Annotated in this window: 17 protein-coding genes; 4 read left to right on the plus strand and 13 right to left on the minus strand. The window is 34.5% G+C overall.

Annotated features, from left to right (window positions below):
- Positions 1 to 113 precede the first annotated feature (113 nt).
- From B8965_RS01245 to B8965_RS01290, 10 genes are all read right to left on the minus strand, one after another.
- The gene (locus B8965_RS01245; RefSeq protein ID WP_084052052.1) at positions 114 to 632 is read right to left on the minus strand and encodes a Gx transporter family protein; all 519 of its coding nucleotides are present in this window, start codon (positions 630 to 632) and stop codon (positions 114 to 116) included.
- The gene (locus B8965_RS01250) at positions 616 to 987 is read right to left on the minus strand and encodes a NusG domain II-containing protein (RefSeq protein ID WP_084052053.1); all 372 of its coding nucleotides are present in this window, start codon (positions 985 to 987) and stop codon (positions 616 to 618) included. Before B8965_RS01250 ends, B8965_RS01245 begins: the two co-directional genes overlap by 17 nt.
- Entirely contained in the window at positions 971 to 2029 is a 1059-nt protein-coding gene (locus tag B8965_RS01255; protein ID WP_084052054.1) for an FAD:protein FMN transferase, read from the minus strand. Before B8965_RS01255 ends, B8965_RS01250 begins: the two co-directional genes overlap by 17 nt.
- Positions 2026 to 2925, minus strand: a complete 900-nt coding sequence (locus B8965_RS01260) for an RnfABCDGE type electron transport complex subunit B (protein ID WP_084052055.1) — start codon at positions 2923 to 2925, stop codon at positions 2026 to 2028. Before B8965_RS01260 ends, B8965_RS01255 begins: the two co-directional genes overlap by 4 nt.
- Before the next feature lie 59 nt (positions 2926 to 2984).
- Positions 2985 to 3557: an electron transport complex subunit RsxA gene (gene rsxA / locus B8965_RS01265; RefSeq protein ID WP_084052056.1), complete on the minus strand. Its 573-nt coding sequence runs from the start codon at positions 3555 to 3557 to the stop codon at positions 2985 to 2987.
- Positions 3558 to 3573: 16 nt separating this feature from the next.
- Positions 3574 to 4170, minus strand: a complete 597-nt coding sequence (gene rsxE, locus B8965_RS01270; RefSeq protein WP_084052057.1) for an electron transport complex subunit RsxE — start codon at positions 4168 to 4170, stop codon at positions 3574 to 3576.
- A 29-nt stretch (positions 4171 to 4199) separates the two neighbouring features.
- Positions 4200 to 4772: an RnfABCDGE type electron transport complex subunit G gene (locus B8965_RS01275; RefSeq protein WP_084052058.1), complete on the minus strand. Its 573-nt coding sequence runs from the start codon at positions 4770 to 4772 to the stop codon at positions 4200 to 4202.
- Positions 4773 to 4777: 5 nt separating this feature from the next.
- A complete protein-coding gene (locus B8965_RS01280) occupies positions 4778 to 5764 on the minus strand; it encodes an RnfABCDGE type electron transport complex subunit D (protein ID WP_084052059.1) in 987 nt (328 codons plus the stop codon).
- Between the two features lie 34 nt (positions 5765 to 5798).
- The gene (rsxC, locus tag B8965_RS01285; RefSeq protein ID WP_084052060.1) at positions 5799 to 7115 is read right to left on the minus strand and encodes an electron transport complex subunit RsxC; all 1317 of its coding nucleotides are present in this window, start codon (positions 7113 to 7115) and stop codon (positions 5799 to 5801) included.
- Positions 7116 to 7485: 370 nt separating this feature from the next.
- Positions 7486 to 10089 (minus strand): S-layer homology domain-containing protein, encoded by a 2604-nt coding sequence (locus tag B8965_RS01290; RefSeq protein WP_084052061.1) that lies wholly within the window; start codon positions 10087 to 10089, stop codon positions 7486 to 7488.
- A gap of 260 nt (positions 10090 to 10349) precedes the next feature.
- Between B8965_RS01290 and B8965_RS01295 the strand changes: the two genes are divergently transcribed.
- Positions 10350 to 10904, plus strand: a complete 555-nt coding sequence (locus B8965_RS01295) for a TetR/AcrR family transcriptional regulator (protein WP_278336308.1) — start codon at positions 10350 to 10352, stop codon at positions 10902 to 10904.
- A gap of 112 nt (positions 10905 to 11016) precedes the next feature.
- On the opposite strand, the gene B8965_RS12880 is transcribed toward B8965_RS01295, so the two are convergent.
- The 3 genes from B8965_RS12880 to B8965_RS01300 are packed head-to-tail and all read right to left on the minus strand — an operon-like array spanning position 11017 to position 12609.
- Entirely contained in the window at positions 11017 to 11148 is a 132-nt protein-coding gene (locus tag B8965_RS12880) for a CPC_1213 family protein (RefSeq protein ID WP_278336306.1), read from the minus strand.
- 13 nt (positions 11149 to 11161) lie between these two features.
- On the minus strand, positions 11162 to 11314 hold the full coding sequence (locus B8965_RS12395; protein WP_159446234.1) for a hypothetical protein: 153 nt from the start codon (positions 11312 to 11314) through the stop codon (positions 11162 to 11164).
- A gap of 53 nt (positions 11315 to 11367) precedes the next feature.
- Positions 11368 to 12609, minus strand: coding sequence for a DNA polymerase Y family protein (locus tag B8965_RS01300; RefSeq protein WP_084052062.1), 1242 nt, complete (start codon positions 12607 to 12609; stop codon positions 11368 to 11370).
- A 184-nt stretch (positions 12610 to 12793) separates the two neighbouring features.
- Between B8965_RS01300 and B8965_RS01305 the strand changes: the two genes are divergently transcribed.
- Genes B8965_RS01305 through B8965_RS01315 form a run of 3 tightly spaced genes read left to right on the plus strand, consistent with a single transcriptional unit; the run spans position 12794 to position 14434 of the window.
- A complete protein-coding gene (locus B8965_RS01305; protein WP_084052063.1) occupies positions 12794 to 13216 on the plus strand; it encodes a helix-turn-helix transcriptional regulator in 423 nt (140 codons plus the stop codon).
- A gap of 13 nt (positions 13217 to 13229) precedes the next feature.
- A complete protein-coding gene (locus B8965_RS01310; RefSeq protein WP_084052064.1) occupies positions 13230 to 13742 on the plus strand; it encodes an ImmA/IrrE family metallo-endopeptidase in 513 nt (170 codons plus the stop codon).
- Between the two features lie 56 nt (positions 13743 to 13798).
- Positions 13799 to 14434, plus strand: a complete 636-nt coding sequence (locus tag B8965_RS01315) for a 4Fe-4S binding protein (protein WP_159446235.1) — start codon at positions 13799 to 13801, stop codon at positions 14432 to 14434.
- Positions 14435 to 14515 lie beyond the last annotated feature (81 nt).

Raw genomic sequence — 14515 nt, forward strand, 5'->3', positions numbered from 1 at the left:
ATCCCTTATTGGTAATGTTTCACACGGCTTATATACTATCATAGTTTGCTTTTTCAGACAAACAAGCTGAACTATTTATTATTTATTATTTATTATTTATTATTTATTATTTATTATTTATAGCCAAGTTTATCTAAATGACTTTTAACTAATCCCGCTATGTATCCTGTTGAAATCCCTACGGGTATAGCTACTAAAAGCAAAAAGGGTAAATACAAGTAAATATTAAAAGTACTAATTAAAAGTGCTACCACAAATAATTGTGTAATATTATGGGTAATGGCGCCTATGATGCTCACACTAATTGGCGAAAAGACATTTTTGAATTTCAAAAATATACTCATTAAAAAAGTACTACTAAGAGCAGCTGATAAACTAATCAAAAAAGCAGGACCTGTAAAGGTGCCACTCATTAAGGATCCCAAGATTACTCGTAAAATAGCCACGATTAAACCTTCTTTAAGTCCATATAACATCAAGGTAATTAGGGTAATTATATTAGCAAGCCCGAGCTTTGCACCTGGAATAGGAAAAGGATTAGGTAACATGGCTTCGACTAGATGTAGTACTAATGCTATAGAAACTAAAATTGCTAAAAATATTTGTTTTTTAATTTTACCTTGTAATTTCATCTAGTTCATCCTCTTTTTCAATGCTGATACTCACTTGATTAGGCACGCATACTATACTTTGACCGCCCGTGCTAATGTGCCCTTGTTTGATACAAATTTTATCTTTACAAGGCGAAGAAATCATTTTAATTTTACCATTTTCCAGCCTTGCCCTTGAAATTCCCATTGGTCCAATAAAGTTAAATTCATTATTTCTGTCCTCTACTAATTCTATCTTTTGCTCTATTTCTCCTTTTACTCTTACCACAGCTATTTTATTTGCTGGTTCATTAGCTTTTCTTGCTTCTGCTAGCATAAAAAAAGCAAGGACTATCAATAAGAGAATCCCAATAAGTATTTTATCGCCTCTCTTCATAACTATAGTCCTCACTTTCTTTTAATTCTACTATCTCTTTTAAACCTGGTGAAAAGATAATTTTGTTGTCCTTGGTCACAAAAAAGGCTAATATATCAGGATGCTTTTCTAAATAAACTAAGCTCTCATCAAGACCTAAGACAAAAAATGAGGTAGATAATATATCAGCCTTTGTAGAATTATCGGTAATAACCGTTACACTTAAAAGGCCAGTAGCCGGTTTTGCCGTTCGTGGATCTAAGATATGATGATATCTCTTTCCGTTAACCTCAAAATAGCGTTGGTAATCACCTGAGGTTACGGTTACTTGATCTTTTAAATTTAAAACAGCAATTATGCTTTCTTCTTTACGTGGGTCTTGAATTCCTATTTTCCAGGGGTTACCCTTTTCTTTTTCTCCTAAAACGTAGATATTTCCTCCTGCATTAACGATTGCTTTTTCTATTCCAGAATTTCTTAATGCTTCTACACTCTTTTGGGTAGCATAACCTTTAGCTATTGCACCTAAATCTAAGGACATATTATTTTTTGCTAATGCTACCGTATTATTTTCTCTATCTAAAATAATTTTATCCGAACCTACTATATCTAGCTTATTTCTTAACTCCATATCTTCTGGAATATTATTTTTTTCTGTGCCAAAACCCCATAAATCCATAACAGGAGCAATTGTTATCTCAAAGGCTCCTTTAGTTTCAGTACTATATTCTTTTGCTAAACTAATCATTTCAAAAACATCTTGACTTACCTTTACTGGTCTTAAAGCTGCTTCTTTATTTATTTTAATTATTTCGCTTTTTTCATATTCTGGTGTCTCTTCTTTTGCAAATCGATTAGTTAAAAGCTCAATTTTTTTAAACTCCTGAAATGCCTTTTTAGTAGACTCTTTTGCCTTGTTTTCATTATCAGCATATACTTTAATTTTAATAAAAGTGTCCATAATAAATTCTTCACTTGTATATTCATATTCCCTCAAGGGTAAAGAACAGCTTGTTGTAGTAAAAACTATCAACAAGCTTAAAAGTAAGATTTTTAATTTCATTTTGTTTTTCCACAAGCCACTGCCGCAGGACAAGTAGCACAGCTTTTTTCTTCTACAGGTTTATCTTTCATGCTTGGTTCTAAGGCAATTGGACAATCAAGAAGATGAATTGTTTTATTAGGACATTTTTCTACGCAAATACCACAGTTAGTGCATTTATCATAATCAATTACAGCTAGGCTTCCACCCTTTTCCATAGGAAGAACTTTAATAGCCTCTGTCGGACAATTTCTTTCACAAATTTTACACTTAATACAAGCAACTTTACATTTAGATCTTGCATCTTTAGCTTTTTCAGTACTGCTACATCTTACATGAACTTTATGACTAATTCCTACAAGTTCTAATACATGTTTTGGGCAATTATCCACACACTTTTTACAACCGGTACATTTATCATAATCCACTATCGGTAGATTATTCTCACCCATGGTAATTGCATTAAAAGGACAAACATTAGCACAAGTACCAAATCCTAAACAAGCAAACTCACAAGATTTTTGACCATTAAAAATATTAGCTGCTGCTTTACAATCTTGAATTCCTTCATAGATAAATCTATCTGTACAATTATCTAAACCACCGTTACATCTCAGCTGAGCAACTTTTCTATCATTGCCTAGATTTGTTACTTCTACGCCCATAAGTTCTGCAACCTTTTTAGCAACTGCTTCTTTGCCTGGGACACAAGCATCTACGCTAGCTTCTCCATTCACAATAGCTTCTGCCAAACCACTACAACCTGGAAAACCACAAGCACCACAGTTAGCTCCTGGTAATACTTCTGTGATTGAACCTATTTTTTGATTTACTTCAACTCTTAATTTTTGGCTAGCTACTGCTAAAAGTACTCCTAAAACTAAACCTAAAGCGGCTAAGCTTAATACAGCAGGCATATACTCGCACCTCCAATTCCTAAATATTTAATATAAGATTATTTATTCTTAACAATTATTTATAAAAGCCCTGAAAATCCTAAAAAGGATATTGATAAAATTCCTGCAACCACAAGAGATATAGGTACTCCTTTAAATGCTTTTGGTACATTAGCATAATCTAATCTTTCTCTTATCCCAGCAAATAGGACTAAAGCTAAGGTAAATCCAAGAGCATTTGCAACCCCGTTAGTTATAGATTGTGGTAAGTTAAAATCATGATTAATATTAAGGATTGCAACACCTAATACGGCACAGTTAGTAGTTATTAAAGGTAAATATACGCCTAATGATTTATATAAACTTGGGCTAAATTTACGAACAACCATTTCAACAAATTGTACAAGTGTAGCAATGATTAAAATAAAAGTTATTGTCTGCAAATATTCAATATGCAGTGCCTCTAAAATAAACACTTGTGCAAGCCAGCTCATAACAGATGCTAAACCTAAAACAAAGAGTACAGCCATACTCATTCCTATTGCTGACTCAATCTTTCTAGAAACCCCTAGAAAAGGGCATACCCCTAAAAACTGAGCAAATACTATATTTTTTACCAAAATAGCATTGACTATAATTATAAAATACTCCATTATCTATCTTACCTCCTTAAGAAGTTTTTCTATCTTGCATTTTATTTAAAAAAGCTAAAATAAATCCTAATGTTATAAAAGCACCTGGAGGTAAAATCATAATTAAAGCTGGTTCGAATTCAGGACCAAAAAGAGTAAATCCTAAAAACTTCCCTGTCCCGATTATTTCTCTAAAAAAAGATATTACACACACAGCAATAGTATAACCTAGCCCCATTCCTAGGCCATCTAAAATAGATGGAATAATCCCATTCCTACTTGCAAAAGCTTCAGCTCTAGCTAAAATCACACAGTTAACAACGATTAAAGGTATGAATATTCCTAGGCTTTCATAAATAGCTGGAACATATGCTTTCATAGTAAGTTCAATCATGGTAACAAATGCAGCCATGATAACAATGAATACTGGAATCCTAATATCATTAGGAACTATTTTTCTAATTAAAGAAATTACGATATTTGACATCACTAAAACAACTGTAACTGCCGCTCCCATGCCGATTGCATTGGACATTGAGGTTGTTATCGCAAGTACCGAACACATCCCTAGGAGGGCTACAAATACAGGATTTTCTTTTAGTAAACCTTTGGTAAAGGTCTCTAAATAATTCATCTAAAAAACCTCCTTTCTTATTTTGCTCATTATTTAAAATTTTCTTCAAAATGCTTTCTTGCCTCGTTTACTCCGTGAGCTACAGCTTTAGAAGTAATGGTTGATGCTGTGATAGCCTCTATTTCATTATCTTCTTTTGCAGGGTTTTTAACTATTTCTAAATCTTCTTTTGCACTTTTACCTTTAAATCTCTCCGCAAACCAAGCTTCTTCTACTTGAGCTCCCAGTCCTGGTGTTTCTGCTTGACTTAATACTTTAATATTTGTTATTTCTCTATTTGCGATATCAAATCCTACTAATATTTTTAAATTACTGCTATATCCCCGAGGTTCCACTAGGTAAATTGCACCTAATTGCTTTCCTTCTTTTAAGGCCACATTAACCTGTTTTATTACAGAATTTTCAGTAGATTCTAAATATTTTTCCGTTTCATCTTTAATCTCATCAGCATTTACAAATACTTCTTTTAAACCTTCTTCTTGGGTTACTCTTTCCTTTTCTAGAATAATTGGTTTTGTTAACTCATTAACGTAAGAAGTACTAAAACCTACTAAAACACAAACAGATAAAAGAAATAAGCCTAATTTTATGACTTCACGCATGTTTTTTACCTCCCAAATATTCTAGACTTAGTATAACGATCAATTAATGGAGTAACACAGTTCATAAGAAGTATAGAATAACAAACTCCTTCAGGATAACCACCTTTTAGTCTAATTAAAACGGTTAAAAGACCACAACCTAGACCAAAAATAATTCTCCCTTTTTTTGTAATAGGAGTTGATACCCAATCTGTTGCCATAAAAAAAGCTCCTAGTAATAAACTACCTGACACTAGATGGAAAATTGGATACTCTATTCCTCTACCAGTAGTAAAAGCAATAATCGTTGTAAGAACAAATACAGTTCCAATATAAGATCCAGGAATTCTCCAATCAACATGACCTTTATAGATAAGATATAAACCACCTAAAATGAGTGCAAGAGCACTTGTTTCTCCGATACTCCCAGCAATATTACCGATAAAGGAATTTAATAATGTAGGCAACTGTACTAATAAATTTTCTGCTCCCACCGTATCCCCAAAGGTAGTTAAGAAACTTGCTTCTTTCATGATTGCTAATGGAGTAGCAGTGGTAACTCCATCAATAGGACTTTTCCAAGTAGTCATTGCTACTGGCCAAGAAGCTAAAAGTATAGCTCTTCCTACTAAAGCAGGATTAAAAATATTATTTCCTAGCCCCCCAAAGATTTGTTTAGCTATAATAATAGCTGAAGCCGATCCTATAGCCACTATCCATAAAGGTAATCCTGGTGGTAACGTAAAGGCTAATAATAAACCTGTGATAACTGCACTGTAATCATATAAAGTTATTTCTATTTTCATAACCTTTTGACAAAGATACTCACTAAAAACTGCTGTAGCCACAGAAACTATAATGACACTTGCAGCTGCCCATTTAAAATAATAAAGAGATAAAATAAGAGCGGGCAGTAAAGCAATTACTACATCACGCATTGCACTGTCAATCGTTGTTGTTGTCCTAATATGCGGTGATGATGAAACTACTAAATTGCCTAGATCCTCAGACATAATACTTTCCTCCATTTCCTACCTATGGGATATTTTATTTTTTAGGTCTAGCTCTAAATACTTGTTTTCCTTCCCTAATGTATTGTGTTAATGGGATACGTGCTGGACAGCCATAGGAGCATAAACCACATTCAATACAATCCATAAGACCTACTTCAAGTGCATCATCTATCTCACTAGCTTTAACTCTTTGCACTATCGTTGTAGGTTCTAAAAACATTGGACATTGATCCACGCATTTTGCACAGCGTACACAAGTTCTTTCTCTTTCTGTGACAATTTCATCTTTTAATAAAACTAAAGCTCCTGAAGTACCTTTATTAACTGGTACTTGATCCGTAAAGAGAGTCTTTCCCATCATAGGTCCACCTATAACCAGTTTACCTACTTCACCCGTGTAGCCCCCACTTTCTTCGATCAAATCGCTTAGTAATACTCCTACTCTTACTAAATAGTTAGCAGGATGTTTTATTCCTTTTCCAGTAACTGTTACTACACGTTCAATAAGAGGCTCCCTAAATTCTATAGCTTCTGTTACTGCTATCGCTGTTCTTACATTATTAACAATTACACCTATATCAAGAGGTAACTTGCCTGAAGGAACTTCTTTTCCGATACAAGTATAAATTAATTGTTTTTCAGAACCTGCTGGATATTTAGCCGGGAACTCTTTAACTTCGATATTCTTTAAGTGAGCAGTTTCTTGCCTTAGTATTTTAATAGCATCTGGCTTATTATCCTCAATCCCGATAATCCCTTTTTCACAACCCACCGTTTTCATGATGTATTTTAATCCTTTAATAATTAAACCTGCGTTCTCTACCATTCTTCTATGGTCTGAGGTTAAATAAGGTTCACATTCCCCGCCATTTAAAATTACATACTCAACCCTGGATGTTCCTGCTGACATGTATTTTACATGAGTTGGAAAAGTAGCTCCTCCTAAACCAACTACACCTGCCTCTGAAACGATATGTCTTAATTCCTCAGCAGTGAGTTTATCAAAATTCATATGATACATTTCTTTTAACGCAGTATCTCTTTCGTCTAAACCATCATTTTCAATTACGATGTTATCAGCATATCCTAAATTTGGATGAGCCATTTTCACAATGCCAGTAACTGTCCCACTTACACTTGAATGGACAGGTGAACTTATAAAACCTTTACTTGCACCTATTTTTTGACCCATCTTTACCCTTTCACCTATTTCTACAATTGGTTCTGTTGGTGCTCCTAAATGCTGGCTTAACGGAATATATACCTTATCAGGAACTTTCGCAATTTTTATTTCATCCTTAGAGGTAAGCTCTTTAAAACCAGGTAAGTGCACTCCATAACTTTTATCCATTATTTCACTCCCCCCTAAATGCGTCATATATAACCTAAAAAATATGACCACCATAAGTATTCTTAATAAAATACTATATAAACTACCTATAAACGTCAATGGCTTTTCAAATCAAAGATTTTTATACGCATCTATACTAGAACAACACATGACTGTATAAAGAAAAGTATAAATCATTGTATTATTAAGAAAATATCAAACTAATCAGATACGTTTATCTTTTAATGAGAACCTAGTCTTTTATGCACCCCAAATTCTCTTTATTTTCGCTAAAAAAGCAGAAAACCAGTCACGATTCTATGGCTGGCTTTCTGCTTTTAAAAATGTTTAGTTGTTGCTAAGTTCTTTTTCTTACGCATTTTTATCCGCTTCACGGACCTTTTCTGACAAGAAGGCGGATAAGTGAAGCACTCGATTTACGGGAACCACTGTTCAGATTTTCATTCTGACTTTTGTACGGCCATTCCCAGGGTTCAGTAACACTATAACTATCTGTGTAAATTCCCCGGATTTCTTTTAGGCATTTTGTATTTACATCTTTTTTCTCATTGTCTGTGATTCTCTTGTAGCACAGATAAATATACTTGCCGCCCGCCTTTTCGTTCAAATCGACGGGAATCTTTGTATACCCCGCATCGCCAGTTACCTTGTTGTTGTCTCCGGACACGACCTGAATATTCGTAATAGCCCTTTCTTTATCAGGAGAAAGCTTATAAGCAATGTAAATCCAGTTTCCTCCTGCACCTTTATTAGCTTCAAGTATTTCTGTACTAGATGTGCCGGGATTAAGTTTAACCATGACAAATCCATTTGGAACTTGATTTTTAGCTTGGTCACTCTCCTTGGCTGAGTAAACGCCGATATCCGTAATGTACATTGGCCTACTATCAAACTGACTTAGATCAACCTCACATTTTTTTGCTTCCTCTACAAAGGCATTCTCTACTTCATCAGCAGCATCCTTATCTGCTATAAGCTCCCAAATTGGTATTAGGGACTGGTCATAATTAGAAATACCACAGAGGACAGGTGCCTCTTTAATAGATTTAACCCACTCGTCATATTTTTTCGCGACTTCTCTGGGATCGCTTTCAGAAATATTAATCCCTCCGATGGATTTAAATTTAGTAGTCGAGTTTTCACTCACCAGCTTTTTCTTCGTATCATCACCAGCCTGTACTTTTCCAGAAAATCCCCTGTAGGTAGCTTCAGCGCTGAGTTTGATTGTTTCCTCATCAGCTTGGTCTCTATTAGTAAATAGGTAATTTAACTCTGCCCTACCACCAAGGTAATACTGGGTAATAGCATGGGTTCCATAATACTGTAAAATTTTTTCAGGATTATAATCAGGGCTCTCTTTCTTTGCGTACTTATTAACAGCATTTTTAAAACCCTCCGATAATAAACCCCTTAGTGTATCTACATCAACAATATAACTCTGATTCCCCGTTTCATGGTACTGAATTTGCTTGATTAATATCTTTTCTTCGTTTAATGTCGTTGTTAGCCCATAATCTGCCTTTACGCTCCCGCTAAAGAACAAGCTCTTATATTTAGCACTAGAGGATATGTCAAAATTCTCGTATAAACTGCTGGCTGACCTAGAAAATAAGGATTGGATTTCCGAAGCAGTAGGCTCGGTTATTTTATAATAGAGCTTTTCCCCGTCTTCCCCTACCTCTTCCACTTTCGTATTATCAAAGATAGCATACTTTTGATCGATATTTCTGGCATTAATAAAGCCGTACTTTAGCACATTATACCCATATAGCAGATAATTGGTCATTGGAACTCCCTGTAGTAGCTCCTCTCCACTATCCTCTGGGACGCTAATATTCGTAAATCCTACTTCAGAATCGTCGTAAATCACCACATCTTCATCCTTGTCAATTACATCTAAATCCTGCTTTGGATCCAGATCTGGGGTAGGGTCGTAATTGCCATCGTCATTGTTACTAGTTCCTCCTCCACTACCGTTATTGCTACTATCCTTTTTGTTAGGATCCTCCAATGTTGCTCCATTTTTATCAACCTGATAACCATCGATGGTAGTATTTTTGGCAAGGGAACCATCAGCATTAAAGTAATACCACTTTCCCGCAATCTCTGACCATTTCCCAGATATCATGATTCCATCTCCGGCAAAGTAGTAGGTTTTTTTATCATTTCCGCTTCCAATATCCTGCCAACCTGTTAAGGATTTTCCGTCCTTATAATACAAATACTGTTCATCATCATTTAGTACCCACCCCTCGGCAGGAGGATTAATGCTTAGTTTTATGTAACGTTTTAACATTGCACTTACTTCAGCACGGGTAGCGGTAGCTTTAGGATTAAACTTATTATTATGTTCGCCCAACATAATGCCCGCTTGCTGCATAGTCATTATGGTTGATTTATACACGCTGCCGATATTAGAATCATCCACAAAGGTAATTGCCTCACGAGTCACGGGCAGGGTATAACCAGTGGCCTTAGCGAAGTTTGTGAAGATCGCTGCTATTTCCTCGCGAGTGATTGCCCTGTCCTTGGCAAACTGGCTATTACCAATACCCTGAACGATACCTTTTTTGTATGCCCATTCGATGTAAGGCTGAAAAGGACTTCCAACCTTTACATCGATGAAGCTACTCGTAGTATATAGTTTGATATCTACGCCGGCCAGTCTGCCAAGGACTGTCACCAGCATTCCCCTCGTTATAGCAGTGTTAGGAGAAAAAGTAGTTTCTGAGGTGCCAAAAAGTAGCCCCCTCCCTACAACATAGTCAATGTCTTCCTTTGCCCAATGGTTATCTATATCCGTGAACTTCGCACTTGGAGCAGTATAGCCCACGCCATACATAGATAAATGGGGTTTTGTAAAAATGTTTGTACTCCCTGTTTCCGCCACTGCTGAAACAGGCACCATACCCAAAACAAAAAAAACGGACAACACCATGGCCATGAGCTTTTGAATTACTTTGTTTATGCCCATATCATTTCCTCCTTTTATATTTTAATACCCTCCCTGGGATTGTTCATCCTGCTATATGACTTGAATTTAAAACTAGCAGGTGATATACTAACCTCAGTAACTAACCTCATTTAGTGAATGTGGTTAGTATTTTTATATATTGTAAATTATTTCTATGAAAAATTCAATAGAGGAGTAGGAATATGATAGAAAAAAAAATTAACAAAAAAAAGACACAGGGAGCAAAAACAAAAAAAAATTAATACGATATTGCAGAGAAGCTGTTCACAGAACACGACTTTGTTGATGTTAGCATAGAAGATATTACCAATGCAGCCGGCATCACAAAGGGCGGTTTTTATGTGCATTTTGAATCCAAGGATGCGTTAATTGCCGAATTGATTGCAGACCATGTAGCCCGTGCGGATACCAACTATAAATCCTTTTTAGAAAGTCTGCCAAGGGATATACCTACTTCCGAGGTACTCCTTGCCCTAATCGAAAAAATAGCTGACGTACTTATGGACACAATCGGCTATGAAAATATGAATAAGATTTACCAGATGCTGCTAGCAGGAACAGTGGACACTATGGCGGTCAAGGGCTATAATCGGGAGCTGTACACGCTGTTTCACAGCGTATTGGAGAAAGGAATTAAGCAAGGGGAATTTAAGAGCACACTGCCAGCCGAAACTCTTTCCCGGCACTTCGTGATGGCTATTCGAGGCATCAGCTACGAATGGTGTATTCGTTATCCTGAATTTGACCTGAAGGAGCAAGTTGTAGAACATTCTCGGCTACTGGTAGCGGGCATTATGATAAACACGACTAAATAATCTGCTCAACATAAAATGCGTACCCTCAAGGAAAATCCTGTGGGTACGCATTGCTTTAAACTATTTTATACTAAAAAATTAATAATTTATTAAAATTAATGCCTTTTTCTTATTAATCATTTTCATTTTTAAGACCAAAAACTGCTCTTGCACTTTCAGCTTGCGGATCATGCTTAACATTTTTAGAGCGGAATTTACCATCTTGTTTTTTGTTGTTTTTTGTACTTTTCATTTTACTGCCCATTACTATTACCTCCTTATCTTTTAGTATTTGGTCCTAAAGCTTCTTTTTTAATATTGTAAGTTCGATTTTCTGTGGCAGGTAAATTTACATCAGCATCCAAATTTTCTTCGAGTTTTAAATTTGGATGCTTTGCTTGATTTTTAGCTTTACGATTACCTTTTGACATAGCAATCACCTCATCATTAGTGTCTCCTGCTACAAAGGATTTATACTCAAAAACTATCGATACATAGCTGAAGGCATAATGAGTTGTTCTTCTATTCTTATGTCAGGAGTTTTGGAATTTACCATTAATACTGCATTATTAATAATCTTACTACCATATTTATCTCTAATTGTTTCAATTGTTTCTTCTAGTTTATTGATGCGCTCTTTGGCCTTGTGATCACAAAACAAACTACATTGTTCTATCTTCTGACTGTTTTGAAGGTCAATTGCTCTTACTCCAACTGCCCTGATATTATTAATCCAGATATGCTTTTGAATAAATATTTTGAGGGCAAACTTTGCTATATCATGATAACTAGAGGTAGGTAAATCTAAGCATCCTTGGTACTCTTTAGAGACAAGTGTATTATCTTTAATACTAATTTGAATTTTTCTGGTGGTTAAATTATATGCCCTTAATCTTTTAGATACATTTTGAGAAAGTTCTAAAAAAACACACCATACTTCTTCTAAATTTAATAAATCGCTAGTACAGGTAATGCTATGTCCGATAGTTTTATAAGGCACAAAATAATCCCTGGTAGCAACTCTAGAATCATCTAACCCATTTGCATACATCCAAAGTTGGGTACCATTTTTACCCAGTAATCTTTTCATGAAATCTTGGGTAGTATTTGCGATTTGACCTATAGTTTTAATACCATACTTCTCTAATTTTCTTTTAGTAGCTGACCCAACCCCTAATAAATCTCCAGCAGGTAAATTCCAGATTTGTTCTTTGAAATTTTCCCGTTCAATGCAAGTGATAGCATCTGGTTTTTTCATATCACTTCCAAGCTTTGCAAATATCTTATTAAAGCTTACGCCTATTGAAATCGTAAGACCCAGTTCTTCTTTAACAGTTTCTTTAATCTTATAAGCAATTTCATAACTATTCCCAAATAAAGAGATGCTACCCGTAACATCTAGCCAACATTCATCTATTCCAAATGCTTCAACCATATCCGTATATCGATAATAAATATCCCGAGTAAGCTTTGAATATTTAATATAAGTTGCAAAGTTAGGTAAAACAGTTATCAAATCTGGGCACTTTCTTTTTGCTTGGCAAATAGCCTCGCCTGTTTTTACTCCCATTTTTTTTGCCTTTTCACTTTTAGCTAATACAATTCCATGCCTTTCTTCTTGTTTACCACATACCGCTACTGCTTTTCCTTTAAGCTCAGGATTTAGCATACATTCTACCGAGGCATAAAAATTATTTAAATCGCAATGTAAGATATATCTATGCATAAAATCTCTACCTTCTTTTTTTATCTTATAGCATCATTCACCTATTGACGCTTTTTTATACCTAGTGTATTGTTTATACATCAGAACTATTGTTCAATAAAAGAATAATATTAATCAGAACATTTGTCAATAATAAACAAGAACATATGTTCAATAATTTATTACAAGAGAGGTTTTGCTAAAAATGCATTTTAGTGAAAAGTTAAGATTATTAAGAGAAGAACATAATCTTTCTCAAATTGAATTAGCTAAAAAAATTGGAGTAACAGAACGTACTATTTATAATTATGAAACCAAAGATAGAGTTCCAAAAATTGATATAGTTGCAAAGATTGCAAAGGTTTTTGGGGTGACAATTGATGCCCTTACAAGTGATGCTGAAGAATCCTCCGTTACTGGATCTGAGAGAGATAATTTTTTACAAACTGCTCGTGAACAATTTGGTAGCAGAGGAAAAAAAGAGGCTGAAACACTATTAGAGCGTGCCTCTGCCTTATTTGCAGGTGGAGAGCTTGATGAGGATGCTAAAGAAGAGTTTTTTCAATCTTTAACTAATGCCTTTTTAACTGCAAAAAAAGAAGCTCGGAAAAAGTTTACAAATAAATAAAAGAGGTAATGTTATGATAAGTTTTATCAGTAATAAAGTTGAAAATTTAATTAAAAAGCATGATGAAAGCGATCCTTTTCGGTTATGTCAAAGCCTAGGTATATTAATACTATACGAAAAATTTAGTAATAATATCAAAGGTTACTTTTTGGTGCAATCACGCATTCAAATAATTGTTATTAATTCTAATTTACCTGAGGAACTACAGCGAATTATCTGTGCACATGAACTTGGCCATGCTATCTTACATCAAAAACTTGCTGCCAAAAATACATTAAGTGATTTTGCTCTCTTTGATGCTACGGCTCAGCCAGAGTTTGAAGCTAATCTTTTTGCAGCTGAACTCCTTATTAAAGACGATACCGTCATTTCTCTTCTAAATGAAGATTTGTCCTTTTTTGATGTAGCCAGCACACTGTGTGTGCCAGCTGAGCTACTTGATTTTAAATTTCGAATTTTAAAACATAAAGGTTATCGTTTAGAAGCTCAGCTTTATTGTCATGGTGACTTCCTCAAAAAACCTTGAATTACTAATAATTTTTAGCAACTATTCTTCATATATTAAATTAGGAGGTCATGATTTTGAAATTCAACATTAGAAACGGAGTTCGGATATTTTTCCTTCTCCTTATATTTGCATTATGGTATTTAGGTAAAGTACAAATGTGGGGTCCTCTTTTAGGTATAAGTTTATTACTTGTACCTTTTGCTGGACGCATTTATTGTGGTTGGGTTTGTCCTATATTTACAACTATGGACATTATGAAACCTGTATTAAAAAAGCCTTTATTTAAAGTAAATAAGCAAATCATCCAAAATCGCTATTTAAAGATATTGTTACTTCTTATTTATGGATTACTTTTATTCTTATTTATTAAAACCAATTTTTTTATTCCCTTTTTTATTTTTTTAATTCCTGTTGGAGTTTTAATCACATATCTTTTCGGCGAAGTATTCTGGCATCGATTTTGCTTTTTTGGCATGATTTTTAGTTTATTTAGCAAATTCAGCCTATTTGGATATAAATTAAACCCTAATATTTGTCGCAAATGTAATGCCTGTGTACGTAAATGTCCTAATGATTGTATTATTACTAATAAAGATAGTTATTATATTGATAAAAAGCACTGCTTAATTTGTGACTCTTGTAAAGAAATTTGCCCTGTGTCTGCTATCGATTATGGAAATACGAATAGAAAGACAAATGTTATTAATTAATACTAAAACAAGGATAACTATCTGACATTAGTTATCCTTGTTTTTATTTTGTTAATAGTACTTATGTTTATTTACTGACCC

It is taken from the genome of Desulfonispora thiosulfatigenes DSM 11270 (assembly GCF_900176035.1).
GTDB lineage: Bacteria > Bacillota > Peptococcia > Peptococcales > Desulfonisporaceae > Desulfonispora > Desulfonispora thiosulfatigenes.